General features: G+C 63.3%; 22 protein-coding genes. 12 read left to right on the top strand and 10 right to left on the bottom strand.

Features of this window, described 5'->3' with window-relative positions:
- The first annotated feature begins 3 nt into the window (after positions 1-3).
- The 8 genes from JQ586_RS35645 (at position 4) to JQ586_RS35610 (ending at position 8,723) form a co-directional block, all read left to right on the top strand.
- Positions 4-1,296, top strand: coding sequence for a PotD/PotF family extracellular solute-binding protein (locus tag JQ586_RS35645; RefSeq protein ID WP_212399319.1), 1,293 nt, complete (start codon positions 4-6; stop codon positions 1,294-1,296).
- Between the two features lie 88 nt (positions 1,297-1,384).
- Complete coding sequence (locus tag JQ586_RS35640; RefSeq protein WP_249148575.1) at positions 1,385-2,266, top strand: ABC transporter permease; 882 nt, start codon at positions 1,385-1,387, stop codon at positions 2,264-2,266.
- A gap of 1 nt (position 2,267) precedes the next feature.
- Entirely contained in the window at positions 2,268-3,146 is an 879-nt protein-coding gene (locus JQ586_RS35635; protein WP_212399318.1) for an ABC transporter permease, read from the top strand.
- Between the two features lie 10 nt (positions 3,147-3,156).
- Complete coding sequence (locus tag JQ586_RS35630) at positions 3,157-3,891, top strand: aspartate/glutamate racemase family protein (RefSeq protein WP_212399317.1); 735 nt, start codon at positions 3,157-3,159, stop codon at positions 3,889-3,891.
- Between the two features lie 131 nt (positions 3,892-4,022).
- Entirely contained in the window at positions 4,023-5,594 is a 1,572-nt protein-coding gene (locus tag JQ586_RS35625) for an ABC transporter ATP-binding protein (RefSeq protein WP_212399316.1), read from the top strand.
- Positions 5,578-6,669, top strand: coding sequence for an ABC transporter permease (locus tag JQ586_RS35620; RefSeq protein ID WP_212399315.1), 1,092 nt, complete (start codon positions 5,578-5,580; stop codon positions 6,667-6,669). The genes JQ586_RS35625 and JQ586_RS35620 overlap by 17 nt, the downstream gene beginning before the upstream one ends.
- Positions 6,656-7,573, top strand: coding sequence for an ABC transporter permease (locus JQ586_RS35615; protein WP_212399314.1), 918 nt, complete (start codon positions 6,656-6,658; stop codon positions 7,571-7,573). Before JQ586_RS35620 ends, JQ586_RS35615 begins: the two co-directional genes overlap by 14 nt.
- Positions 7,574-7,646: 73 nt before the next feature.
- Entirely contained in the window at positions 7,647-8,723 is a 1,077-nt protein-coding gene (locus JQ586_RS35610; RefSeq protein ID WP_212399313.1) for a BMP family ABC transporter substrate-binding protein, read from the top strand.
- A gap of 56 nt (positions 8,724-8,779) precedes the next feature.
- Here the strand turns inward: JQ586_RS35610 and JQ586_RS35605 are convergent, their stop codons facing one another.
- Entirely contained in the window at positions 8,780-10,129 is a 1,350-nt protein-coding gene (locus JQ586_RS35605; RefSeq protein ID WP_212399312.1) for an 8-oxoguanine deaminase, read from the bottom strand.
- A 131-nt stretch (positions 10,130-10,260) separates the two neighbouring features.
- Here JQ586_RS35605 and JQ586_RS35600 point away from each other — a divergent pair, with 131 nt between their 5' ends.
- On the top strand, positions 10,261-11,082 hold the full coding sequence (locus tag JQ586_RS35600; protein ID WP_212399311.1) for an FAD binding domain-containing protein: 822 nt from the start codon (positions 10,261-10,263) through the stop codon (positions 11,080-11,082).
- Positions 11,079-13,817 (top strand): molybdopterin-dependent oxidoreductase, encoded by a 2,739-nt coding sequence (locus tag JQ586_RS35595; RefSeq protein WP_212399310.1) that lies wholly within the window; start codon positions 11,079-11,081, stop codon positions 13,815-13,817. Before JQ586_RS35600 ends, JQ586_RS35595 begins: the two co-directional genes overlap by 4 nt.
- Here the strand turns inward: JQ586_RS35595 and pucL are convergent.
- The 8 genes from pucL to JQ586_RS35555 all read right to left on the bottom strand — a co-directional run bounded on the left by pucL (position 13,814) and on the right by JQ586_RS35555 (position 22,722).
- A complete protein-coding gene (pucL, locus tag JQ586_RS35590; RefSeq protein ID WP_212399309.1) occupies positions 13,814-14,656 on the bottom strand; it encodes a factor-independent urate hydroxylase in 843 nt (280 codons plus the stop codon). The two genes, JQ586_RS35595 and pucL, sit on opposite strands and share 4 nt — an antisense overlap.
- Positions 14,657-14,796: 140 nt before the next feature.
- Positions 14,797-15,681: a 2-oxo-4-hydroxy-4-carboxy-5-ureidoimidazoline decarboxylase gene (gene uraD, locus JQ586_RS35585; protein WP_409334567.1), complete on the bottom strand. Its 885-nt coding sequence runs from the start codon at positions 15,679-15,681 to the stop codon at positions 14,797-14,799.
- Between the two features lie 147 nt (positions 15,682-15,828).
- Positions 15,829-16,761: a sugar-binding protein gene (locus tag JQ586_RS35580; RefSeq protein WP_212399308.1), complete on the bottom strand. Its 933-nt coding sequence runs from the start codon at positions 16,759-16,761 to the stop codon at positions 15,829-15,831.
- A gap of 172 nt (positions 16,762-16,933) precedes the next feature.
- Complete coding sequence (locus JQ586_RS35575; protein ID WP_212399307.1) at positions 16,934-18,016, bottom strand: ABC transporter permease; 1,083 nt, start codon at positions 18,014-18,016, stop codon at positions 16,934-16,936.
- Positions 18,016-18,780 carry an ATP-binding cassette domain-containing protein gene (locus JQ586_RS35570; RefSeq protein ID WP_212399306.1) on the bottom strand — a complete coding sequence of 255 codons (765 nt, stop codon included), beginning with the start codon at positions 18,778-18,780 and terminating at the stop codon, positions 18,016-18,018. The genes JQ586_RS35575 and JQ586_RS35570 overlap by 1 nt, the downstream gene beginning before the upstream one ends.
- Before the next feature lie 327 nt (positions 18,781-19,107).
- A complete protein-coding gene (locus JQ586_RS35565; RefSeq protein ID WP_212399305.1) occupies positions 19,108-20,169 on the bottom strand; it encodes an ABC transporter permease in 1,062 nt (353 codons plus the stop codon).
- Positions 20,166-21,692 carry a sugar ABC transporter ATP-binding protein gene (locus JQ586_RS35560; protein WP_212399304.1) on the bottom strand — a complete coding sequence of 509 codons (1,527 nt, stop codon included), beginning with the start codon at positions 21,690-21,692 and terminating at the stop codon, positions 20,166-20,168. The genes JQ586_RS35565 and JQ586_RS35560 overlap by 4 nt, the downstream gene beginning before the upstream one ends.
- Positions 21,693-21,756: 64 nt before the next feature.
- Positions 21,757-22,722, bottom strand: coding sequence for a sugar-binding protein (locus tag JQ586_RS35555; protein WP_212399303.1), 966 nt, complete (start codon positions 22,720-22,722; stop codon positions 21,757-21,759).
- 239 nt (positions 22,723-22,961) lie between these two features.
- Here JQ586_RS35555 and JQ586_RS35550 point away from each other — a divergent pair, with 239 nt between their 5' ends.
- Positions 22,962-24,233 carry an ROK family protein gene (locus JQ586_RS35550; protein WP_212399302.1) on the top strand — a complete coding sequence of 424 codons (1,272 nt, stop codon included), beginning with the start codon at positions 22,962-22,964 and terminating at the stop codon, positions 24,231-24,233.
- A 70-nt stretch (positions 24,234-24,303) separates the two neighbouring features.
- Complete coding sequence (locus JQ586_RS35545) at positions 24,304-25,062, top strand: SDR family NAD(P)-dependent oxidoreductase (protein WP_212399301.1); 759 nt, start codon at positions 24,304-24,306, stop codon at positions 25,060-25,062.
- A 170-nt stretch (positions 25,063-25,232) separates the two neighbouring features.
- Here JQ586_RS35545 and JQ586_RS35540 read toward each other — a convergent pair whose 3' ends face one another.
- Entirely contained in the window at positions 25,233-26,426 is a 1,194-nt protein-coding gene (locus JQ586_RS35540; RefSeq protein WP_212399300.1) for a M20/M25/M40 family metallo-hydrolase, read from the bottom strand.
- Positions 26,427-26,935: the final 509 nt, after the last annotated feature.

The raw sequence follows: 26,935 nt of genomic DNA, 5'->3' as shown, positions 1-26,935 counted from the left end.
GTCATGACCAAATCTTCGAAACTCAATCGTGGCGTCAGTCGTCGCGCAGTGCTGAAGGGCGCGGCCGGAGCCGTCGGCCTTGCGGCGGGTTCGGGTGCAATTACCGGATTCCCGTACGTCTACTCGGCGGATCCGAAAGTTCTGCGTTATCTCGGAACGGCGGTGAACGAAGGCGACGAGATCTCGAAGAAATGCCTGGAAGATACCGGGATCAAGATCGAATACATCACGGCAACCACCGACGACGTCACCAAACGCGTGATCACGCAACCGAACTCGTTTGATGTGCTGGATACGGAATACTTCTCGCTGAAGAAGCTCGTGCCCTCAGGCAATATCTTTGCGCTCGACGCCAAGAAGATCAAGGAATTCGACAACATCACCCCGGTGTTTACCAAGGGCCAGTTGCCGAACGGCAAGAAGATCGGCGACCAGGGCACCGCGCCGTGGAAGGTGCTCTACCTTGAGGGGCCGAACTCCAAGACGTTCTCCAAAACGCCGACCGAATTCGTGACACTGATCCCGACGGTCTACAATGCCGACACGCTCGGTATCCGGCCCGACCTGATCAAGCGGCCGATCTCATCATGGACCGAACTGCTCAATCCCGAATTCAAGGGCAAGGCCTCGATCCTCAACATTCCCTCGATCGGGATCATGGATGCCGCGATGGTGGTCGAGGCCACCGGTCAGCATACCTATACCGACAAGGGCAACATGACGAAGGCCGAGATCGATCTCACGATGAAGATCATGACGGAAGCCAAAAAGGCCGGCCAGTTCCGCGCGTTCTGGAAGGATTTCAACGAATCCGTCAACCTGATGGCATCGGGTGAAACGGTCATCCAGTCGATGTGGTCGCCCGCGGTCACCAAGGTGCGCTCGATGGGAATTCCATGCATTTTCCAGCCGCTCAAGGAAGGCTATCGCTCGTGGGCATCGGGCTTCTGCGTCTCGAAGGCGGTGTCGGGACCCAAGCTCGATTGGGCCTATGAATTCGTAAACTGGTATCTGTCGGGCTGGGCAGGCGCCTATCTCAATCGTCAGGGTTATTATTCCGCTGTGCTGTCGACTGCCAAGGCCAACATGACGGCCGACGAGTGGGGTTACTGGATGGAAGGCAAGGCCGCCGTCAGCGACATCAAGGCACCCGACGGCACTGTTCTCGAGAAGGCCGGCGCCAAGCGCGACGGGGGATCCTACGACGACCGCATGGGTGCGGTCGCCTGCTGGAACGCCGTCATGGACGAGAACGACTACATGGTACGCAAGTGGAATGAATTCATCGCCGCTTGATGCAATCCAGGGAACTCGATCTGAAGGACTTGCCGGGCCACGGCGCATGGCAAGTCCTTCTTCGCCATCACTGCGATTGGCCCCTTCGATGAAGCAACACCGCAAGACCTTCGTTGCCTGGCTTCAGGCCGCACCGATGATGCTCGTTTTCGCGCTGTTCTTTCTCTTGCCGTTGCTCTTCGTGACTGTTGTCAGCGCGTGGGACTACAACGAATATGAAATGATTCCGGCATTCAGCCTGCGTGGCTACAGCGATACCTTCGAGGGATGCATTGCGGAGTTGCCCAGCCTCTGCACCATCCTGAAGACCTATCTGAACACACTCAAACTGTGCCTGCTGACCTGGGCCCTGACCCTGCTGATCGGCTTTACCGTCGCCTATTTTCTCGCATTCCACGTCCGATCGAAGACCTGGCAGATCGTACTCACCCTGCTCTGCACCATCCCGTTCTGGACGTCGAACGTGATCCGCATGATCGCGTGGATTCCGCTGCTTGGCCGGAACGGGTTGGTCAACAGGGGCCTCGAGGGCGTGGGCTTGATAAGGCAGCCGCTGGAATGGCTGCTCTTCTCCGAGTTTTCCGTCGTGCTCGCCCTCGTTCACCTCTTCACGTTCTTCATGGTGGTGCCGATCTTCAATTCGATGATCCGTATCGACAAGCGGTTGATCGAAGCCTCCTATGACGCCGGCGCCACCGGATGGCAGACCCTGCTGAATGTCATCATTCCCCTGGCGAAACCCGGAATCGTCATCGGCTCGATCTTCGTGATCACCATCGTGATGGGTGATTTTGTCACGATAGGAGTCATGGGAGGTCAACAGATTGCATCGGCAGGAAAGATCATAGAGGCGCGCCTGAACGCATTGCAATTCCCGGCGGCTGCAGCCAATGCGGTCATCCTGCTCGGCGTCACCATCCTGATCATTTCTGCGCTGACCCGGGTCGTCGATATTCGCAAGGAGCTGTGAGATGGGCGAGAAGCGACCGCGATCCTTCTACTTTCTCGCTGCGTTTTTCACCGCCTACGTCCTGTTTCTCTACGGGCCGATGTTCGCAATCTACATCCTGTCGTTTCAGGGACCTGATGGCGGCCTGACCTTTCCCATGAATGGCGTGTCCCTTGTGTGGTTCGGCAAGGTGTTCTCCGGTTCCGGTATCGTCGACATCGGGGCCTCGTTCAAGCGGTCGCTTCAGCTTGGCCTCGTCGTCATGCTGTTGACGGTCGTGCTCTCGGTTTCGGCGGGCCTGGCCTTCCGCAGGTCGTTCCGCGGTGCGTCGTTCCTGTTTTATGTCGCCATCGCAAGCCTGATCATGCCCTCGATCATTACCTCGCTCGGCATCGCGCTGGAATTCCGCCTGCTTGACGATTTCATCATCAAGAGCGGCGCTACAAGTTGGACAACGGCGATGGGGCTCTTCACTTCGGGGCTTGGCGCACATCTGACCTGGACCCTGCCCTTCGGCCTCCTGATCATGTTTGCGATCTTCAACAGGTTCGATGGTCGTCTTGAAGAGGCGGCGCGCGACCTCGGGGCAACGCCGTGGCAGACGTTTCGGCATGTTGTGCTGCCCATCATATTGCCGTCGGTCGTGGGTATCGGTCTGTTCGGATTCACCTTGTCCTGGGATGAACTTGCGCGATCGAGCCAGACCATCGGCTCCGTCAATACGCTGCCCCTTGATCTGCAGGGCCTGACGACGACAGTTACAAAGCCGGACATCTATGCGCTCGGCACGCTGACGAGCGCCGTTTCCTTTCTCGTCATTTTCCTGGCGCTGGTTGTCATCCTCGTGCTTCAGGCCCGGCAAAGACGTCACGGATCGGACGCAGGCAAGGGAATGGTGTAGAACCGACCTCATGCGCATCCTGATCGTCAACCCGAACACCACCGCTGCCATGACGGAGAAGATCGGCCGGGCCGGCAGGGCCGTCGCAGCCCCGGGAACCGAGATCATCGCCGTCAACCCGGCGGATGGGCCGATTTCCATCGAAGGTTATTATGACGAGGCATTTTCGGTGCCCGGACTGCTGGCCGAGATCGCCAAAGGTGATGCAGCAGGCGTGTCCGCGCACATCATTGCTTGTTTCGACGATACCGGCCTCGAGGCGGCGCGCTGCATCTCGCAGGCTCCCGTGATCGGGATCGGCGAAGCGGCGTTTCATCTGGCCGCGATGCTCGGCCATCGTTTCACCGTCGTGACCACCCTCTCCCGGTCGATCGCGGCCATCGAGAACAATCTCTTGAAGTACGGGCTGGCCAGCCGGTGCGCGAAGGTGCGCGCATGCGAAGTGCCCGTTCTGTCCCTCGATGACCCCGCGTCCAATGCGGCCGCACAGATCAGTGAGGAAATCGAACGATCGAAGCAGGAGGATCACGCCGAAGTGGTCGTGCTCGGATGCGCAGGCATGGCCGATCTGGCCGCGCGGCTGTCGGAGAAACACGGGCTGCCCGTGATCGACGGGGTCGCGAGTGCGGTCAAGCTTGCGGAAGCATTCGGTGCGTTGGGCCTCAAGACATCCAAGACCGGAGCTTATGCGCCGCCACGACCGAAACCATATCTCGGATCTTTCGCACCGTTCGCACCCCGCTAGAATTCTGTCCGGCGCTGCGCGGCGAAGTCGGCCGCCGATCGAGCCCTCGCCGGCGCTTTTTCCCCCTTACCTCCCCGCACGATCTAGCACAGTATTGAGGCAGTCCTTCCGTAGAGCTGTGCCACCGACGCATGTCAGACCCGATGCCTGCCGCCCTGCACACCGCAGCCGCGCCGTTGTTTCAAGCGGCGGGCCTGACCAAGCGCTATGGCACTTTCCTCGCCAACGACCGGATCGACATCGATATCTGGCCAGAGCAGATCCATGCCCTGCTCGGCGAAAACGGCGCTGGAAAATCAACCCTGGTGAAGACGATATACGGGCTGATCCAGCCGACCGAAGGTGAGATGCGCTGGCGCGGCCGCCCGATGGTGCTGGCGGGCCCCTCCGAGGCTCGCGCCCACGGCATTGGCATGGTGTTCCAGCACTTCTCGCTGTTCGACAATCTCACGGTTGCCGAGAATGTCGCGCTCGGCCTCGACGGCAAGGAATCCTTCAGGGACATATCGGCACGGCTGGAGCAGGTATCGAAAACATACGGTCTGCCGCTGGATCCCAGGCGCGAAGTCTGGCAACTCTCCGTCGGCGAACGGCAGCGTATCGAGATCGTCCGCGCCTTGATGCAAAACCCGGGATTCCTGATCCTCGACGAACCGACCGCGGTGCTGACTCCCCAGGAGGCGGACCAGCTCTTCACCGTGCTCAATCGCCTCAAGGCCGAAGGCCGCGCCATCCTCTACATCAGCCACAAGCTTGAAGAGGTGAAGCGCCTTTGCGACACCGCGACCATCCTGCGCGGCGGCAGGAAGGTCGCGACCTGCAATCCGAAGGCGGAGACTGCGGCATCGCTGGCCCGGATGATGGTCGGCGGCGAAATCAAGCAGGTAAGGGCCGCAGCGGACCGGCGGATCACCGTCCCCCGCCTCATCGTCAACGACCTCTGCCTGACACCGGACGATCCCCACGGCGTTTGGCTCGAGCACATCGGCTTTGAGCTCAGAGGCGGCGAGATCCTGGGCATCGCTGGCGTGGCCGGCAATGGACAGGACGAGCTGTTCGCCGCGCTGTCGGGCGAACGGCTGTCGAAAGAGCCCGGCACGATCGTGATCGACGGCCATGCTGCCGGACATCTCTCGATCACCCAGCGCCGCAAACTCGGTGCGGCCTTCGTTCCCGAGGAACGGCTCGGACACGCCACTGCGCCGCGGATGCGGCTGTCCGAGAACGCGCTGCTGACCGGGCATGCCACCGGCAACATGGTCCGGCGAGGTTTCGTGAACACCGCCGCGATGCTGAAGACCGTTGATCGGACGACCGAGACCTTCGATGTGCGCAAGGCCAAACGCGATCCGGAAGCGGCAAGCCTGTCAGGCGGCAACCTGCAAAAATTCGTCGTCGGCCGCGAGATCCTGCGCGAGCCGGTCGTCCTGGTGGTGAACCAGCCGACCTGGGGCGTGGATGCAGGCGCCGCTGCCGTGATCCGCCAGGCCCTGCTTGATCTTGCCGCAAGCGGCGCCGCCGTCCTTGTGACGAGCCAGGATCTGGACGAGCTCGCCGAAATCACCGACCGCATCGCCGTGATGTTCCATGGCCGCCTCTCGGCACCGTTGAAGACCGTGGAAGCGAGCCGCGAAAGGCTTGGCCTCCTCATGGGTGGCAGCAGCATCGACAGCACGGAGGCGCCGCATGCAGCTCGTGCTTGAGAAACGCGCCGAACGATCGGCCACGATCGCGCTGGTGTCGCCGCTGATCGCAATCGGACTCACCTTGGTCACCATGAGCATCCTGTTCGCGATCCTCGGCAAGAATCCGTTATCGGCGCTTGGTGTCTACTTCATCGATCCGCTGATTGACGGCTATTCCCTGCAGGAGATCGCGGTAAAGGCGACACCGCTGGTCATGATCGCAATCGGATTGTCGCTCTGCTATCTCGCCAACGCCTGGAACATCGGCGCCGAAGGCCAGTTCCTGATCGGCGCCGTCGCGGGAAGCTGGCTCGCCGTGAAGACCCAGGGCACCGATGCCGGCCATTGGGTATTACCGGCGATGCTCCTGCTTGGCGCGCTCGCGGGAGCACTCTACGCGCTGATCCCCGCGATCTGCAAAGTCAGATTCGGCGCCAGCGAGATCCTGACGTCACTGATGCTGGTCTACGTTGCCGACCTGCTGCTCGACTATCTCGTGCGCGGCCCCTGGCGCGACCCCAAGGGCTTCAATTTTCCGACCACGGCCGAGTTCGATCCGGTCGCGACCGTTCCGGTGCTGATCGAAGGCGGCCGATTGCATCTCGGTGCGATCATCGCGCTGGCTGTGGTCGCCGCCGGGGCCGTGCTGCTCGGCAGGACCATCAATGGCTTCGAGATCCGCGTGGTCGGCGCAGCTCCCCGCGCCGCGCGGTTCGGCGGCTTCAACGCCACGCGGTTGATCCTACTGACTTTCGCGATTTCCGGCGCGCTTGCAGGACTTGCCGGAATCGTCGAGGTCGCCGGTCCCGTCGGCCACCTGCAACCCGGCATCTCGCCGGGCTATGGCTTCACCGCCATCATCGTCGCATTCCTGGGGCGGCTGAATCCGATTGGTATCCTGGTCGCGGCGCTGTTCCTCGCACTGACCTTCATTGGCGGCGAACAGGCCCAGATCGCGATGAAGATCCCGTTGGACGTCACCAAGGTTTTCCAGGGTATCCTGCTGTTCTATGTGCTCGCTTGCGATTCCCTGATCTTGTACCGCTTCCGGCTCATTGCCGCGTCATCCAAGGTGCAAAGTGGAGCTCATTGAAGCCATCCTCCTCTCGGTGCTCGCGGCCTCCACGCCGCTGCTGCTGGCGGCGACCGGCGAGCTGGTGACCGAGCGCGCCGGCGTTCTCAACCTTGGCGTCGAGGGCATGATGATCGTCGGCGCGGCTTGCGGCTTCGGCGGCGCCTGGCTCTCCGGTTCGATCATCGTCGGCGCGTTGTGCGGCATGCTCGCGGGCATACTGATGTCGCTGATCTTTGCGCTGATGGCTCTTGGCCTCGCGGTCAACCAGGTCGCGACCGGACTGGCCTTGACCATCTTCGGCATCGGGCTGTCGGGCCTGATCGGCGCTCGCTTCGTCGGCGAGAAAATCACCCCTGCGCCGCATCTCCACGTTCCCGGGTTGACGGACATCCCCCTGGTCGGCCGCATCCTGTTCGGTCAGGATGCATTCGTATACCTGTCGCTCGTGCTGATCGTCGCCGTCTGGTACGTCCTGTACCGCACCCGTCCCGGGCTGATCCTGCGTGCCTGCGGCGACAATCACATTTCCGCGCACGCGCTCGGCTACCCCGTGCTCCGGATCAGAACATGCGCCGTGATGTTCGGCGGCGCCTGCGCCGGACTTGCGGGAGCCTACCTGCCGCTGGGCTACACGCCATTCTTCATCCCCGGCATGACCGCAGGCCGCGGCTGGATCGCGCTCGCGCTCGTCGTGTTCGCCTCTTGGCTTCCGGGACGGCTCGTGATCGGCGCCTATCTGTTCGGCGCGGTGAGCATCCTGCAATTGCACGCGCAGGGTGCCGGGATCGGCATTCCTTCCCAGCTCATGTCGGCGCTGCCGTATCTCGCGACCGTCATCGTCCTTGTCCTGATTTCGCGCGCTCGCACCGGTGGCTCGACCGCACCGGCAGCGCTTGGAACCGTGTTCGTGCCCGATCGATGATGACCCTAACCGCGCGGAACGGGGCGCCGTGCGTCGGGAAATATGTCCGTTAGCCCGCCAACAGGAGAAAGACATGAGAAAGTTTTTCGTTGCGGCAGCCGCAGCGATGCTCGCGACCGGAGCGGGTCTGTTCGGCGCACACGCCGCCGACAAGCTCAAGGTCGGATTCATCTATCTTGGACCGATCGGGGATCTCGGCTGGACCTATCAGCATGATCTCGCCCGTCAGGCGCTGGTGAAGGAGCTCGGCGACAGGATCGAGACCACCTACCTCGAGAATGTCAGCGAAGGTCCGGACGCCGAGCGCTCCATCGAGCAACTCGCCCGCGCCGGCAACAAGCTGATCTTCACGACGTCGTTCGGCTACATGGAGCCGACGCTGAAGGTCGCCAAGAAGTATCCGAACGTGCATTTCGAGCATGCGACCGGCTACAAGCGTGACAAGAACATGTCGACCTATTCCGGTCGGTTCTATGAAGGCCGCTACATCCAGGGCCTGATCGCGGCTAGGATGTCGAAGTCCGGAGTGCTCGGCTATATCGGGTCCTTCCCGATTCCCGAAGTCATCTCGGGCATCAACTCCACGATGCTGGCGGCACAGACCATCAACCCGAACATCAAGGTCAAGATCATCTGGGTCAACTCATGGTTCGATCCGGGCAAGGAGGCCGATGCCGCGAAGGCACTGATCGACCAGGGCGCCGACGTGATCATGCAGCACACCGACAGTCCGGCAGCGATGCAGGTCGCAGCCGAGCGCGGCAAGCTCGCATTCGGCCAGGACTCCGAAATGATCAAGTTCGGCCCGAAGACCCAGCTCACCTCGATCATCGACAACTGGGCCCCCTACTATATCGAGCGCGTCAGGGCCGAGCTCGACGGCAAGTGGGCGTCCGAAAACACCTGGGACGGCCTGAAGGAGAAGATGGTGGTGATGGCGCCCTATACCAACATGCCTGATGACGTGAAGAAGATTGCCGAGGACACCGAAGCCGCGATCAAGGATGGCAAGCTGCATCCGTTCAAATGCCCGATCATCGGACAGGACGGCAAACAGGTCGAATGCAAGGGTGAGCACCTGTCCGATGACCAGATCCTCAGCATGAACTTCTACGTGAAGGGCATCGACGAAGCGATTCCCGGGAAGTGACTCCCGGCGAGACAGTGAGGGCCTGGGCAGCGGTGCCCAGGCCCCCGCATGGGCCCCTACCGCCCGGACATAGCGCGCGCGGCAGCGCCGTGGCGGCGGATCAGGTCCGGTATATCGAGGCCGGGAATGGCGCCGTCGATCACGGCCCATTTGCCGCCAACCATCACCCTGTCGGCACGATGCGCGCCGCACAGCACCAACGCCGCGAGCGGATCGCCATGGCCCGAGAATCGCAGTTCGTCGAGCTTGAACAGGGCAAGATCGGCCGCATTGCCGACCGCGATTTCGCCGAGCTCGGGACGACCAACACAGGCAGCGGAGCCCTTTGTCGCCCAGCGCAGCGCGTCCCGGTGACCGACGCGGGTGACGCCGTAGCGCGCCCGCTGCACGAGAAACGCGGCGCGGACCTCCTGCATCAGGTTGGACGCATCGTTCGACGCGGAACCGTCGACGCCGAGCCCGATACCAACCCCGGCCTCCTCCATATCGCAGACCGGACAACAGCCGGATGCAAGAACCTGGTTGCTGCACGCGCAGTGACTGATCGTCGTCTTGGCGCGGCCGAGGCGCTTCATCTCATCGGCATTGAAATGGATGCCGTGTGCCAGCCAGGTGCGCCCATTCAGCCAGCCGCACTGCTCCAGATAGTCCAGCGGCCGGCAGTTGTGCATCTCGAGGCAGAACCGGTTCTCGTCCTCGGTTTCCGCCAGATGTGTATGGAGGCGAACGTCAAGCTTTTCGGCCAGCGCGGCGGTCCTGGTCATCAGCGAGGTCGTCACCGAGAACGGCGAGCATGGCGCGAGCGCGATCTGCACCATGGCCTCAGTGCCACGCTCATGGTGCCGCGCGATGACGCGCTCGCTATCGGCAAGAATCGTATCCTCGTCCTGCACCACGCTGTCCGGCGGCAGGCCGCCGTCGCGTTGCGAGCGATTCATCGACCCGCGCGTCAACAACACGCGGATGCCGAGGCGCCGGGCGGCGGCCACCTCGATGTCAACGGCATCTTCCAGCCCGGCTGGAAACACGTAGTGATGATCGGTCGTCGTGGTGCAACCGGACAGCAGCAGTTCAGACATCGCAACGGTTACGGCAAGGTCGAGCGATTCGGGTGCCAGCCTCGCCCAGACCGGATAGAGCGCTCGCAGCCAGGGAAACAGCTCACGGTCGAGCGCCGCCGGCAGCGCCCGCGTCAGCGTCTGGAAGAAATGATGGTGGGTATTGATCAAGCCGGGCAGGACAGCATGTGCCGACGCATCAAAGACCACGGTATCTGGCGTGGACGGCTCGCGCCCGCGTGCGACCAGTTCGACGATCCTGCCGTCCTTTACAACGGCTCCGCGCTCGGCGCCGTCCGCGAGTATGGCGAGAGGATCCCGGATCCAGATCGGCCGCATTTGCTCCATGACGTCAGATCTCCGCAACCACTACATCCTGGTCGGCTTGCAAGGACTGTCCCGGCCGCCACGACAGCTGGCGCCGGTCCCGCAGGATTTCATAGCCAAGGATGCATCCTCTTGAAAGCGAAGATGTATCAATGGACCTGAACACCATCACCGAAATTGTCCGACCGAGGGCACGTGATGAACTACCCGCCTGGATGGCAGGCGATGCCTGGCTCGCGGGCGGGACGTGGTTGTTCTCCGAGCCGCAGGTCGACTTGACGCGGCTGATTGATCTCACTGATCTGAACTGGCCGGCATTGGCGATCGACGATGCCGGGCTTTCGATCGCCGCGACATGCACGGTTGCGCAACTCGACGGCCTCCAGTGTCCTCCTGATTGGATCGCCGCGCAGCTGGTCAATCGATGCTGCCGCGCCTTTCTTGCCTCCTTCAAGATCTGGAAGACCGCAACCATCGGCGGCAACCTCTGCATGTCTCTGCCGGCCGGGCCGATGATCTCGCTGACCGCAGCGCTCAACGGTATCTGCACGATCTGGCAGGTCAATGGCGGCGAACGCACGATACCGGTGGTGGATTTCGTGACCGGCAATCAACGGAACGTGCTGCAGCCCGGCGACCTGCTACGGCAGATCGACATTCCGCTCGCAGCGCTGAAACGTCGATCGGCGTTCCGCCAGATCTCGCTGACGCCGGTCGGCCGCTCGGCTGGGCTGCTGATCGGAAGCCTGGCTGGTGACGGCGGCTTTGAGCTGACCGTCACAGCCTCGACCGTCCGTCCCGTCCAATTGGCATTTTCCGCGCTGCCCGCCGCCGATGAGCTTCGACAGGCGATATCGCAGGGCATCCCCGACACGCTTTACCACACCGATGTCCACGGCAAGCCATTGTGGCGCAGGCACATGACGCTGCGGCTCGCAGAGGAAATCCGCCGTGAATTGCAGGTGCGGCCATGACGATCGTGATCAATGGCAAGGCATTCACGGACAGGCCACGCGCCGGACAGTGCCTGCGCACGTTCCTGCGTGAAACAGGCCATTTCGGGGTCAAGAAGGGCTGCGACGCCGGCGACTGCGGCGCCTGCACGGTCCTGCTCGATGGCGAGCCGGTTCATAGCTGCCTGATTCCGGCTTTTCGGGCCGATGGCCACGCAGTCACCACGATCGAAGGGCTGGCGCCCGATGGCGGCATCCATCCACTGCAACAGGCGTTCGTGGATGCACAAGGTTTTCAGTGCGGCTTTTGCACCGCCGGCATGATTCTGACCTGCGCTTCGCTGAACCAGGCCCAGCGGCAGGACCTCGGCGCTTCACTGAAGGGCAATATCTGTCGATGCACCGGGTACCGATCGATCGAGGATGCGCTCGACGGCAAGATAAACATCGAAGCTGTTCCGACAGGACCGGCCTTTGGCCGCAGCCTGGGCGCACCCGCAGGCCCGCTTGTCGTGCGAGGCGCTGCGCGGTTCACGTTCGACACCGCGATCGAGGGCCTCCTGCATATCAAGCTGCTGCGCTCGCCGCATCCGCACGCGCGCATCGTCGCGATCGACAAGACGGCGGCGCTGGCGGTTCCAGGCGTGCACGCGGTGCTGACGCATGACGATGCACCCGACCGCCTGTTCTCGACAGCCCGGCACGAACGGGATTGGATGGATCCCGACGATACCCGAATCCTCGACGACGTCGTCCGCTTCGTCGGCCAGAAGGTCGCGGCCGTGGTCGCGGATACCGAGGGGGCGGCAGAGGACGCTTGCCGCAAGCTCAAGGTCCACTACGAATTGCTTCCGGCCGTGTTCGATCCCGAGGCGGCGATGGCCGATGGCGCCCCGATCATCCATGGTGACAAGACGCCGGCACATCGCATCGCCAACGCTGCGCGCAATGTCGCCGCCGAAACGCATGGCGAATATGGCGATGTCGCGCGCGCCCTGGCCCGATCCGCCGTTTCCTACGAAGGCACCTTCACCGCGCAGCGGCTGCAGCACGCCGCGCTCGAGACCCATGGTGGACTGGCCTGGCTGGATGGGTCTGATGTCCTCAATGTCCGTTCCAGCACCCAGGTCCCGTTCCTGACCCGGCGAACGCTGGCAGACCTGTTTCAACTGCCGCCGGACAAGGTTCGCGTGTTCTGCGAACGCGTCGGCGGTGGCTTTGGCGGCAAGCAGGAGATGCTGGTCGAGGATATCCTGGCACTCGCTGCATTGCGGACCGGCAGGCCCGTGGCGCTTGAGCTGACCCGCGAGGAGCAGTTCGTCGCGACCTCCACGCGACACCCGATGCGCGTGACGATCAAGGCCGGAGCCGACGAGGATGGCAAGCTGACCGCGCTTCAGCTCGACGTGATCTCCAACACCGGTGCTTATGGCAATCATGCCGGCCCGGTGCTGTTCCACGCGGTGAGCGAAAGCATCAGCGTGTACAACTGCCCCAACAAGAAGGTCGATGCCGTCGCCTGCTACACCAATACGGTGCCTGCCGGCGCCTTTCGCGGCTATGGCCTGCCGCAGACCGTGATTGCGGTGGAGGCGGCGATCGACGAGCTCGCAAGGCAACTCGACCTTTCGCCGTTCGAGATGCGTCGGCGAAACGTCGTGAAACCCGGAGATCCCATGCTCGCCCCGCCGGGCTCCGCGTATCACGACGTGATGTACGGATCCTATGGGCTCGACCAATGTCTCGATCTCGTCGAGCGCGCGATGGCAGCCGATGCGACCAGGCCTGAGCTCTCCGCCGACTGGCTGATCGGCAACGGCAGCGCTCTGGCAATGATCGACACGGTGCCGCCGGCGGGTCATATCGCGGACTGCAAGATCGCGCTTCGCGCCGATGGCAGCGTCGAGCTCACGGTCGGTACCGCCGAGTTCGGCAACGGCACCAGCACGGTGCATCGCCAGATCGCCGCCACGGTGCTTGCGGCCTCGGTCGACCGGGTCCATCTCAGGCAATCCGACACCGTGCATGGCGGCCACGACACCGGCGCCTACGGTAGCACCGGTACCTTCGTGGCCGGACGTGCGACGCAGGCGGCAGCGGAGAAGCTGGCGCGCGACCTGCGGGCCCTGGCCTCTCATATCACCGACGTCGATCCCTCCGCCTGCCTGCTCGAAGACGAGCATGTTGTGTGCGGCAAACGGCGCCTCTCCTATGCCGAACTCGCCGGCGCGGCAATCGGCAGCGGCCGTACATTGGAGGCCAGCGGCACCTCCGACGGAACGCCGCGCTCGGTTGCCTTCAACGTGCATGGGTTTCGGGTCGCGGTGAACAAGGGCACCGGCGAAACAAGAATCCTGAAGAGCGTGCAGGCCGCCGACGCCGGCCGGGTCGCCAATCCCATGCAATGCCGCGGTCAGGTCGAGGGGGGTGTCGCGCAGTCTCTCGGTGCCGCGCTCTACGAGGAAATGGTGATCGACGACAACGGCCGCGTGATCAACGCAAAGTTCCGCGACTATCACCTGCCGTCTTTTGCCGACGTCCCCCGAACCGAGGTCTACTTCGCCGACACCACGGACGCCGTCGGGCCGATGGGCGCGAAGTCGATGAGCGAAAGCCCCTACACTCCGGTCGCCGCTGCGCTCGGCAATGCGATCGCGGACGCCACCGGCATCCGCTTCACCGACACGCCCTTCAAGCCGGACCGGCTGTTTCCGGCGCTGCTGAAGAAGTTCCGCGGAGAGCAGGATCCTGCCTAACCCCGCCCCACCGTGCACTCGATCTGGCCGTGCGGCTCGTCCGTCGGCAGGAACACGTCATTGTTGTTATCCAGCCCGAACGCCGACAGGTTCATCGGAATGAAGTGCATGTTCGGGCAGGCCATGCTGATCTCGGAAATCTCCGGCACCGCCGCCAGCGCCGCCTCGCCCATGCGGTAGAGGCTGTCCTGCACGCTCTTGCTGTAGGTGGTCGAAAACACTTCCAGCACCGTGTCGAGAATCCTTCCGTTTGTCGCCGGATAGCTCCCGGGCTTTCCCGACCACACCCAGGACGCCACCATGCTGGTCGCGCAGATGCGGTCGGCCGTCGGCGGGATCGTCGTGTAGCGGTCCTTGACGTAGTTCTCCCAGCCCGACTGGGTCGACTTCATGAAGGCAAATCCGTCGATACCCGACACCAGGGTTGATGCGCCGCCACGTGTCATCGACACCTCGACCGTCGGCTTGCCGTTCGCATCGAGCACGAAGCTGTGCGGATGCGGCTTGCCGTGGAAGCTCAGCCGGCTCCATTTCGTCTCGTGGGAGGTGATGGCGACGGACGAGATCTGTGGATAGGTTTCGAGGTACTTGTTCGCCAGCACCTGGCAGAATTCCTCGGCGCACAGGCCGGTATTCTCCCGCGCCACGACGTTGACGACGTTCTTGATGGTGTCGGTCGACACCGTGGTCGCATTGTCGCCATGGGTGTAGGTACGGGCAAAATCGCCCTCGACCATCGCCTTGATATCGAGTTGGCTGACCTCTTGCCGATCGCCGTCGCGATGGATCCTCATCACGCGGACGCCGCCCTTTCCGTACCGGTTCTTGATCAACGGCATCTCGAAGCCTCCAGCCTGGCGGGCGATTGCGTGGGGAATCCCGCGGTGTTCCGGCCGATATTGAGCAACGTTCGTGCCACCGGCAAGCCTGTGGGCAGGCTCGGTCACCGCCGCATCATGCGAGCCGGAACACCCGACGGCTAGCTGCCGCGATAGGTCGCATAGCTCCACGGCGTCACCAGCAGTGGGACGTGGAGATGTCCCTCGGGCTCGCTGACGGAAAAGCGCAATGGAATGCGATCCAGGAACGGCGGATCCGACTGCGCCACCCCGCGCATCGCAAAGTAGACGCCAACGCCGAACGTCAGCTCATATTTGCCTGACGGCACCGGGCGGCCGCCGATCAGGGGCTGATCGGTACGACCGTCCGAGTTCGTGGTGGTGCGCGCGACCACGCGGCTCGCGCCGAGATCGGCAAGCTCGATCAGTTCCACCGCGATCCCTGCCGCCGGCATGCCGCTGTGGGTATCCAGCACATGGGTCGAGAGCCGACCGTGCACCGGCAGCCTGTCGTCCGCGGCGACCAGCTGATCGAGCCGAAGCGCCGCGATCCGGCAAATCTCCTCGAGCGATCGTTGTGTTTCGGCCGCCGGATCGTTCGGCAACCGTCGCTCGAAATCGCGCAGGATGGAATCCCTGGTGTGACGACGCGCGCAGACGATATAGGGGAAACCGAACTTCGAGCGATAGGCGTTGTTGAAGCGCTCGAACGCTTCATATTCGGCGTCCGACAGTCGATCCAGCCCGACGCTGGTCTGCTCGGAATCCGACTCTGCGGTCAGGCCGGCGGCCCGCTGGGCCTTGTCGGCAAGATCGGGATGCGCCTTGATCAGGGCCAACCGCAACTCGACGGGCGCCCGCTCGATTGCACCCTTCATCGCAGAAAACAACTGGGTGACGCCTGCGAACGGCCGCCCCATCGCCACCTGCTCCGCGATCCACGGCGAATGTTCGAAGATATTGCCGAGCGCGGCGACGAACTCGTCGCGGCCTGCGCTGTTCAGGTCGGTTAGCGTGATCGTCATCAGCCCTATCCCAAGCCAATCTACCGCTAGCCTCCTTGCTTGCGCCTGTCAAAGACCGGCCGAACACCCCCCGGTCCTGCATCGGCGGCGCCGTTGGCCGGCGGCCTCTCCGCAACGGGAGAGGCCGCCGGGACTTTGCGAACGCCCCTACTTCAACATCTTCGCAACGTTGTCCTTCGTCACCAGGTCAAGACCGGTGTAGACGATCTCCGGCACCTTCTCGCCTTTCTTGATCGCAAGCAGCGTATCCATCGCCTTCTCGCCCATCTCGAACGGACGCTGACCGACCAGGGCGTTTGCATAGCCGTCGCGCAGCAGCTCGAGCTGCATTCTGAGGGTGTCGGCCACGACCAGCGTGAACTTGCCGGAGTCGATATCGCTCTTCTTCTTGCTGGCGAACGCCTTGAAACCTTCCGGCGCAAACATCGGCCAGCCGCCGACCGGGATAATTGCGGCGAGGTCCGGAGTTGCGGTCTGCAGATCGGTCATCTGCTGGATCGCTAGCGCCGGATCGTCGTTGCAGAAGGTCGGCGATCCTCCGACTTCGGTCCACTTCGAGCCCTTGAGCGCTTCACGGACGCCGTTGACGCGTTCGGCGAGATTCTCAGCGCCGGGACCACCCGAGACCATCGCGTATTTGCCGCCTTCCGGCCGAAGTTGCAGTAGCTGCTTGCCGAGTGCGAGGCCGAATTCCTTGTTGTTGGTGCCGATATAGGCGATCCGCTTCGAACCCGGCGCATCGGCATCGAAGGTGATGACGGGAATGCCGGCCGCGGTCGCCGCCTCGATCGATTTGGTCATCGCCGCAACGTCGGCGACCGAGATCGCAAGGCCATCTACTTTCTGCGTCACGAAGTCCTGTATGATTTGCGCCTGCGTCGCCGGCTCATGCTCGACGGGACCTTTGTAGACGCATTCGACGTTGCCGAGCTCCTTGGCGCGCTTCTCACAGCCGTCGCGCGCGAAGTCGAAGAACGGATTGTTCATGGCCTTGGGCACGATAACGAATTTGTAGTTCGCCGCGAATGCGGGCGTCGCCATCATCGCGACAGCGATTCCGGCCAGAAGAAACTTCCTCATGCTTCCCTCCACGCTTCTTGTGCCTATCCTTTGGAAATCTGTGGCTCCGGGAGGCGGATAGGCAACATGTTCGTTGCCCTCCAGGAGGGTCTCTCGAAAGCATGATCCGTTGGCTTCCGAAACGATCATGCTCAAACCAGAAGCTGAAGCGCGATGACGATCGCGTCGCGCTTCAGGCCATGCGCGAGCGTACGCGATCGACCAGCACCGCCAGGATGATGATCACGCCCACCAGGGTCTGCTGCCAGTAGGAGTTGACCTGCGCAAGCACGAGGCCGTTGCGGATCACCTCGAGCAACACGCAGCCGACGATGGCTCCGAGCGGGCCGCCGAGCCCCCCGGCGAGATTGGCACCGCCGATGACCGCGGCCGCAATCACGTTGAGCTCGTAGGACGTCGCCATGTTGGCCGGCGCCGATCCCAGCCAGCCGGAGATGATGATGCCCTGCAGACCGGCCGCAAGCGCGCCGATCACATAGACCTCGATCTTCACCCGAACAACCGGTATGCCGGTCAGCTCGGCCGCCTTCTCGTTGCCGCCCAGCGCAAAGACGTGGCGACCGAAACTGCTGTGGTGCAGCACGATCCCCATCGCGATCGCGAGGATCACGAGATAGATGAACGGAGCCGGCATCCCGAGCACATTGCCCGAGGTCAGCGCGTAGAAGTAATCGGCGTCCGGTCCGCCGGGAAAACTGCCGCGGCCGTTAGAGACGACGTAGCAGAGCCCGCGCACGATCGAGAGCATGCCGAGCGTGGTGACGAAGGGCGACAGCCCGAGCACGGCGATGCAGAAGCCGTTGACGAGGCCTACGATCAGTGCGACGCCGAGCCCCGAGAGGACGGAAATCAGCAGAATTAAGCCCGGCACGTTGGCGACCACGGTCTTGCCGTCGGCGGCAAGATGCACGAACCATGACGCACCAGGCATGCCCGGTGTCGAGAGGCCGGTCATGACCATCGACGTGATCATCGCGGAAAAGCACATCATCGAGCCGACCGAGAGGTCGATGCCGCCCGTGATGATGATGAACGTCACACCGAGCGCGGCGATGGCGATGAAGGAGAAATTCTTGGCCACGTTCTGGATGTTGCCCTCGGTGAGGAAATAGGGGCTGGCGAAGTTCATCACGACGAACAGAACCACCAGCGCGAGCAGGACGTAGCCGGTCTGCGACGCAAAGAAACCGCTCTGCCACCATTTGGCCTTGCTGACATTGGTGAAGGTGATGGGAGATTCCAGGGGCGTGGCCATCACGCAGCCTCCTTCGCTCCCGTGATGAGGGAGGTGACTTCCTCGGGGCTGGTGTCGCCGACCGCCTTGTCGGCACGCTTCTCGCCGCGGCGCATGACGACGACGCGGTCGCAAACCGCGAACACGTCGGGCATGCGGTGCGAGATCAGCATGACGGCGACGCCCTGCTCCTTCAGACGATGGATCAGGCCCAGGACCTGCTCGACCTGGCGGACCGAGATCGCGGCCGTCGGCTCGTCCATCATCACCAGCTTGGCGTTGGAGAGCCGCGTCCGCGCGATCGCGACCGCTTGGCGCTGGCCGCCCGACATCTGCTTGACGAGGTCGTGCGGACGGGTCTCCGAGCGCAACTCGCCAAACAACTCCAGCGCGCGCGCCGCCATCGCCTTGTGATCGAGCAAGGTGAACGGACCAACCTTTCGTTTGAGCTCCCGGCCGAGGAAGACGTTGGCCGCCGCCGTGAGATTATCGGCGAGCGCGAGGTCCTGGTAGACCACCTCGATTCCGACTGCGCGGGCATCGATCGGACGGCTGAAATGGACCGCATTGCCGGCGAAGCGGATCTCGCCATGGCTCGGCCGGAAATTGCCGGCGATGATCTTGACGAGCGTCGACTTGCCCGCGCCATTGTCACCCATCAGCCCGACCACCTCTCCGGGGAAGACCTGCATGTCGACACCATGCAGCGCGCGGATCGCACCGAACTCCTTGCCGATACCGGTCAACTCTAGGACCGGTTGCCCGGCAGCGTGAGGGGTTACCATGGTTGGCCTCGCTCAGACGTGCTGGTTCACCAGCCATTCCAGATAGTCCTGGCGTCCGGCGCGCGGTAGCGGATCGAACCCGGGCTCGGGATGCCCGCGTACGGGCATGCATGGATTTTTCGCGTTGGAGCCGTTCAGCTTTCCGATCCGAACGGACCGCTGGCACGTCAGAAGTGTACCACGGAGAGCGCTCCAAAGACCCAGGCATTCTCGGTCTTAGGTAGAAGTGTCCCTGAACTTGCGTTCGAAGCCCTCCGCTTGTTCCCTGACCCCGGTAGCAGCGACCAGATCTGGAGCGCCTCGTCGCGCCTTCTCGTTATCGAGATGTCATGCATGATCGCCCGTGCTCGTTGGCAATGCAGTCGCGCCGCGCACTGACGTATTCTGATTTCCCTGCCCAAGCGTCGGCTTTGGCGTCGTGCGGGCCAGGCCGGCCAGCGCCGCCTTGCGGCGACGACGGGCCTGCAACTGCTGATCCGCCAGCACGCCAACCAGAATCACCGTCCCCATCACGGCGAAGTTCAGGGAATTGGGGATGCCCAGGATATTCACGAGGTTCTGCAGCACCTGCAGCAACGCCGTCCCCAGCACGATGCCGAGGATCGAGCCCTCGCCGCCGCGCAGGCTGCACCCCCCGAGGACGGCCGCCGCGATCGCATAGAGCTCGTAGAAATTGCCGAAAGAACTCGGAGAGACCGAGTTGGTATAGAACACGAATAAGACGGTTGAGACCCCGGCGAGCCCGCCGCTGATGATGTAGGCGGTCGCAATCACGATATTTGTGCTGATGCCGGAGAAGCGCGCCGCTTCCTCGTTCTTGCCCACGGCATAGAGCCAGCGCCCGTAGACCGAGCGGTGCAGCAGCACGCCGAGGATCAGCGCCAGGATGATCAGGAAGATGAAGGTGTTCGGGATGCCCGCGATGTTGCCGGAGGCGATGTTGCTCAGCGTGCTGGCCTCGTCACCGTAGCCGAAGCCGCGCGTCGAATCGCTCGTATAGTAGCGCGCAGCGCCGCGATAGATCAGCAGCCCGCACAGCGTCACGATGAAGGGCTGCATTTTCAGCCGCGTGATCAGGAAACCCTGGATGGCCCCGAGCGCCAATCCGGCCAGCAGGACCAGCAGAAGCGCGAAGGGCCAAAAAATCTCATAGGTCGTCAGAAGATCGATGAAGACGACGCCAAGCAGCGCGAACATCGAGCCGAGCGAAAGATCGATGCCTCCTGTGATGATCACGAGCCCCTCGCCCAGCGCGAACACGCCGAACAGCCCGATCAGATTGGCCATGTTCAGCAGGTTCACCCACGACAGGAAGGCCGGATTGATCGCGCCCGTGATGGCGGAGATCACCGCCAGCAGCAGAAAAAGGCCGAGTTCCTTCTTCATCATGATGCAGCGGCTTCCATGGTTTCCAGCGTTTGACCGACCGCCAGCCGAAGCACGTTGTATTCGCTGAACTGCTCACGCTCGAGCACGCCGCTGACGCTGCCTTCATGCATCACTGCCACCCGGTCGGAGACGCCGATGACCTCCTCCATGTCGGAGGAGATCATCACGATCGCGACGCCCTGGTCGGCGAGGTTGCGCATCAGTGCGTAGATTTCGCTCTTGGCGCCGACATCGATGCCACGGGTCGGCTCGTCGAAGAACATCACGCGCGGCTGCATGGAGAGCCACTTGCCCAGCACGACTTTCTGCTGGTTGCCACCGGAGAGCGTCACCACCTCCATATCGATGCTCGGCGCCTTTATGGACAGGCGCCTCGCCTGTTCCTTCGCAACCTTGCGCTCGGCCGCGCCGTTGACCAGCCACATCCGCACGTAATCCAGCAAGCTCGCGAGCGTCACGTTCTCCCGGATCGGCAGTTCCAGCACGAGCCCGGATTTCTTGCGGTCCTCCGGCACGAGGTAGATTCCTTGCCTGATCGCGTCCCGGGGCGACGCGACACCGACCGGCGCATTGTCGATCCTGATCTCGCCACCCAGCAGCGGGTCGATGCCGAAGACCGCGCGGGCAAGGGAGGTGCGGCCGGCGCCCACCAGGCCGGCCAGGCCGAGGATCTCGCCGCGTCGAACGGAAAGGTTGATCTGCCGATCTGGAAAGGCTGTTGTCGCAACGCCGGCAATTTCGCAGCCGCCCGGCTGCGGCGACTGCTTGGGCGGCGTATACAGCGCCTTCAGGTCGCGGCCGATCATCAGCCGGATCATTGCGGCATGGCTTAGCTCGTCGCGCGCCAGCTCCCCCACGGTTCGCCCGTCGCGCAGCACCACGACGCGATCAGCGCAGGTCATGATCTCGCCCAGCCGGTGAGAGATATAGATCACCGAGATGCCGTGCGCCTTCAGGTCGGCAATCACCTCCAGCAGCCGTTCAGTCTCCGAAATCGTCAGGCTGGAGGTCGGCTCATCCATGATGATCACGCGGGCGTCAATCGAGAGCGCCTTCGCGATCTCCACCATCTGGCGCTCCGCGATGGACAGGTTGTCGACCAGCGTGCTCGGCGTGAAATCGGCACCGAGCCGCTCCAGCAGCGGCATCACTCGGGCACGCATCTCCGCGTTGTCAACCAGCTTCAGCGGCCCGCCGGCAAGCTTCTCGCGCCCGATGAACACGTTGGCCGCGACGTCGAGATTCTCGAACAGGTTCAGCTCCTGGTGCACGAAGGCTATTCCGGCCTGCGTCGCCTCGCTCACCGTCATTCGGGCGTGGTCGTTGCCGCCGATGCGGATCACGCCCTCGCTCGGCGCGATCACGCCGGCCAGAACGCGCATCAGCGTCGATTTGCCGGCGCCGTTCTCGCCGATCAAGCCCACCACCTCGCCGCGACACACGCGCAGGGACACGTCGTCGAGGGCCCGGATGCCGGGATAGGTCTTGCTGATCCCGCTGAGTTCAAGCAGCGTTTCCGCCATTTGGCGTTTCCTCTCCGCACAACGCCCGGCTGCCTGTGGCAGCCGGGCGGTCAGCACACTGAATTCACTTCTTCAACAGGTCCTTCAGCTGTGCCGTGAACTCCGCAACGTTGGACTTGCTGATCACCTTGGTCGGCACGATCAGTTTGCCGTCCGCCGGGATCCAGGACTTGTCGCCGTTCAGCGTCTTGATGATGTTGGTGGCGGAGAGATAGCCGAACTCGTAGGGCTGCTGCACAACCGTCGATTCGATCGTGCCGTCGGCAACGCCCCGCAGTGTCCGCTGGTCCTCGTCGAAACCGACGATCTTCACCTTACCGGCCTTGCCCGCCGCCTTCACCGCGTCATAGATCAGTGGCGTTTCGTAGCTCCACAAGCCGGACAACAGCGCGATGTCGGGATATTTGACGAGCACGTTCTCCATGTTCGCCTTGGCCTTGGCAAAGTCCACCTGGTCGGTGAACACGTCGACCAGTTCGACCTTGGTGCCGGCGATCGCTTCCTTGATGCCCTGCACCCTCTCGCGGGCGTTGTCGGCGTCCATCGTTCCGACGAACAAGGCGATCTTGCCGCCGCTCGGCAGCGCCTTCTTGATCTCCTCGCCTGCCTGCCGCCCGGCCGCGACGTTGTCGGTGCCGATATAGGCGAGACGCTTGCTCTGCGGGGCGTCGCTATCCGTCGTGATCAACACGGTCTTGGCCGCGACCTTGTTGAGTTCTTCGGTTGCGTGCGGCGCGTCGTCGACGGAGATGGAGATACCGGCGACCCCGCGCACGAGCAGGTCGTCCAACTCGCGCCGCTGGCCCGCCGCGGTGCCTTCGTTGGTGACGATCAACTGGATATCGTAGTCCGGGTGCTCTTTCTGCGCCTTCTCGAGTCCGCGCCCGGCAATGGTCCAGAAGTCCGCCGCGACATTGGTCACCAGCGCGATGGTCTTCTTCTGCTGCGCCTGTGCCAAGCCCGTGGCCATCGTGAGCGCGGCTACGCTCGCCAGCAGTGGCACGATCAACTTCTTCATTGAGCCCTTCATCTGCACCTCCCTTTCGCACCCCCTGACGGGGATTCCCGTACGGCGCTCATGACGCCTGTATTTTATTTATGAGCTGAACAAATTAGCGGAACAAAATGGCCAGTCAAGGCTGTTCTTGATTGATATTCACCATCTTGAATAGAATCTTCGGTCCAACATGGCGTGGTTGGCTGCGCGTTTCGACATTCGTCTGTCTTATACACGTTGATTAATTTCACGGATCGAATTAATAAGCCGACATGGATGAGCAGCCTGAGCCGACGAGACGTACTTCGAGCGTAGCTCGTGGATCGAACCGCGGCCGCCTCGTCGAGGTCCTTCGACGCCAGGGGCCATTGCCGCGCGTGGAGCTTGCACGCAGCACGGGGCTGAGCTTCCCGGCCATTTCCGCCATAACATCGAAGATGATGGCCGAAGAACTGCTGTGCGAGGCCGAAGCCGGAGCGGCGGCAACGTGGCCCGACGATTCCGACGAAGAGGATGCGGATGGACTGGGTGGCCGTCGCCGTGGCCGGCCGGCGGTCCTGCTCAATCTGAACCCCGAGTTTGGCCGCATCATCGCGGTGTCGGTCCGCATGAACCTGATTGAGACGCTGATCGCGGATTTCAGCGGCGCCGGCTTGGCGCAAGCGCGGTTCGCACTCGCGACGCGCGCCCTCGACGCAGACACGTTGTGCGATCTCGTGATCGCGCAGATCGACGCCATGCTCGACGCGACCTCCACCCCGCGGCACCGGCTGCTGGGAATCGGCATTGCGCTGCAGGGCATCGTCAACGCCGAAACCGGCCGACATCTGTGGAGTCCGGCGCTGTCGATCACCGAAGTCGATCTGGCGAGGCCGCTTCGCCAGGCATTCGGCGTCGAGGTCGTGATGGCCAACGACGCCGTCGCGGTTGCGCTGGCCGTCGTAGCCTCGGACCCGGCACTGGCGCAGGGCCTCTCGGCCACGATCATGGTCGGCCACGGCGTCGGGATGGGCATCGTCGTCGACGGTGAAGCGCGCTGGGGTGCCGACGCAGGCTGCGAGATCGGCCATGTCAAGCTGGCGCCCAACGGTCCGCAGTGCCGCTGCGGTCAGCGCGGCTGCATCGAGGCCTATCTCGCCGACTATGCGCTCTACCGCGATGCCCGCGCCTTTCTCGACCTGCCGCCGGCAGTCTCGCAGCAGCCGTCCGAGGCACAGATGGCGCTGCTGCGCGAGCGAGCGCTGGGCGGCGATCCTCGCCTCGAGCACTTGTTCCAGCAGGCAGGCCGCGCGCTTGCGGAGGCGGTCGCCGTGACGATATCGGTGCTGCGCCCGCATCATGTCATTCTCGCGGGTCCCGGCCTGCAGGCCTTCGACATGATGCGCCGCGCCTACGAGGAGCGGCTCGATCAGGCGGTGTTGCCATGGCTGCTCAAGTCCACGGCGATACACTTGCGCCCCAGCGAGTCGGCGGCAATCGTCGATGGCATGATGCGGCGGACCCTGCGGGTCGTCGACCGAAGCCACATGGAAACGACCGAGTGAAACCCGCGGCCCTTACGTGAGCCGCAACTACGCAACCGACGCCGTCAGGCGCATATCGAGAGGATGCCAAATGCAGGGCGCCATCTACCCAAGCCTCAAGGACCGCACTGTGCTGGTGACCGGCGGAGGCTCCGGCATCGGCGAAGCCATCGTCCGCCAGTTCGTCAACCAGGGCGCGCGGGTCGGTTTCATCGACATCGACGCGGATGCCTCCAAGCAGCTGCTGGCCAGCCTGCCCGCGCAGGCCAGCGCGCGGTTCGAGCACGCCGATCTGCGCGACATCGATGCCCTGAGACGCGCGATCGCAGGTGTCCGCGAGGCGCTCGGGCCGATCACCATCCTGATCAACAACGCGGCCCGCGACGACCGTCACACGATCGAGGAAGTCACGCCGGAATTCTGGGACGAGCGGATCGCCGTCAATCTGAAGCACCAGTTCTTTGCCGCTCAGGCGGTCGCGCCTGACATGATCCGGGCGGGAGGCGGCTCGATCGTCAACATGGGCTCGGTGAGCTGGGTGATCGGCCAGGGCAACATGCCCTGCTACACCACCGCCAAATCTGCGGTTCAGGGCCTGACCCGTGGGCTCGCGCGCGATCTCGGGCCGAACAACGTGCGGGTCAATTCAATCCTGCCCGGATGGATCATGACGCAACGGCAGCAGGACATGTGGCTGACGCCTGAAGGCGAGGCCGAACTCATGCAGCGCCAATGCATCAAGCGCAAGCTGGTGCCCGATGACATCGCCCGCGTCGTCCTGTTCTTTGCGGCCGACGATAGCGGCGCCTGCACCAACCAGAACTACATCGTCGACGGCGGCTGGGTCTGAAGCGCGATGAGACAAGGCTGAATCGTCATCGCGCTTTAGCTCCTTGTTTGAGCATGATCTCCGCAGCTCCTTGTTTGAGCATGATCTCCGCGCAAACGCGTTCCGCGTTTGTCGCGATGAAAAACCGCTGCACACTTTTCCGGATCATGCTCTAGCATCCCAGCCGGAGTTCACCGCATCGTCGCGAGCTGGACCGCGAGCGCACACGCGCGATCGTACTCGTCGAGATTGATCCACTCGTCGATCGTGTGCGGCTCGTTCTGCCCGGCGCCGAAGGTCACGGTCGGGACGCCGTGGCGAACCATCCAGTTCGCATCAAGTCCGCCACTCGCAGATCGGATCACCGGCGTCCCACCGATCCCGGAGACTCCCGCGACCGCGCGTTTGACCACCGGCAGACTGTCCTTCATGCGGAACGGATGGTAATCGGTTTCGGCCTTGAACTTGATGCGGCCGGACTTGCCGTCGCTGTTCTTGACGCGTTTTGCGGCGTTCTCGAATGCTGCCTTGTAGGCCCTGGTGATCTCCTTGAAGAACTTGCCGTCATGGCTGCGGCTTTCGCCGCGCACATGCACGTAGTCGGTGACGACATTGGTGGCGTCGCCGGCCGGTCGTCCCTCCCCGCCGGTGACGGGGCCGACATTGCTGGTGCCCTGCCGCTTGCCCTTGACCACCTTGCCGAACCATCCATGCGCCTTCACGTCGGCGAGCGCCAGCGCGAGGATCATGGTCGAGCTGATGCCGCGTTCGGGCGCGACACCGGCATGCGAGGCGCGGCCGATAATCTCGACCTGCCAGCGATCCGCACCGACGGCGCCGATCGTGACATTGGAGGCAGAGCCGCCGTCGTAGTTGAAGGCCATGACCGGCGAGCCGAGCTCGGCGGTCTTGACGTGGCGCGCGCCCCAAAGCCCGCTCTCCTCGCGCACGCAGAACAGCAGCGTGATCGGCGGATGATCGAGCTTCTGCTTCGCCAGCTCGGCCGCCAGCGTGACGAGGACGCCGCAGCCTGCGCGATTGTCGCCGCCGAGCGCGGTCTTCGCATCGTTGACGATCTTGCGCCGCGCAACCCTGGGCTTCGCCCCGGCGCATAGCGGGACGGTGTCCATATGCGTCATGAACAGGATCCGCGGCTGGTTGTGCAGCGCGCCGCGGCCGGGCAGATCGACAATGAGGTTGCCGGTCTCCGTCGGAACGGGAATGCGCGTGTTGGCGTCATCGAGGCGGATCGCCCCCGCCGGCACGCCAACGCCCTTCAACGCAGCGGTAAGCTCGCGTCCGATCGCCGCCTCCTTTCCGGTGACACCCTCGACGGAGAGGAAGCGCATGAGGCGGTCGGTAGCGGCTTGGGTGTCGACGGGCACGGCGAATCCTTCGGGTGAGGTTGCGGACCGCCTAACCATCCTTCGAGAGTTCCTGCTTTGCAAGCTCCGCAGGAACTGGCTGCCACGCGTCCGGCGATGACGGCTCTTGGATCAGGACGCACATTCGCATTCTCGCGACATGATCCGTCCGAGGTCTGCCTCTCGTTTCACCCTCTCCTCAAGCAGAGGGCGCAGGGAAAGCCGGGTGCCGATCGCACCCATGGGCCCCGTGCAATGTAGAAAGCACGGGGGTAGGACCTCAGGTGTAACCGGGAACAACCCGGCTTTCCCTGCGCGATGGGTTACGGCTTATACGTGCTCTCCCCGGCGAGACTGGGCTTTTTTGTCACCGTCGCCAGCGAGAGACATTGCCCTCGCTGATGAGACACCTGCCACCAGGGCGTCAGGCCTGCACGATTTCGCCGTCCGCCTCATGCGCTCTCGTCAGTCACGCATGCAGCGTCCACCGCATCCCACCACCACGTTCGTGACGATCGCGAGCGCCCCTC

This window comes from Bradyrhizobium jicamae, assembly GCF_018130215.1.
Taxonomy (GTDB): domain Bacteria; phylum Pseudomonadota; class Alphaproteobacteria; order Rhizobiales; family Xanthobacteraceae; genus Bradyrhizobium; species Bradyrhizobium jicamae_A.
This window is presented reverse-complemented; position numbering and strand designations above follow the sequence as displayed.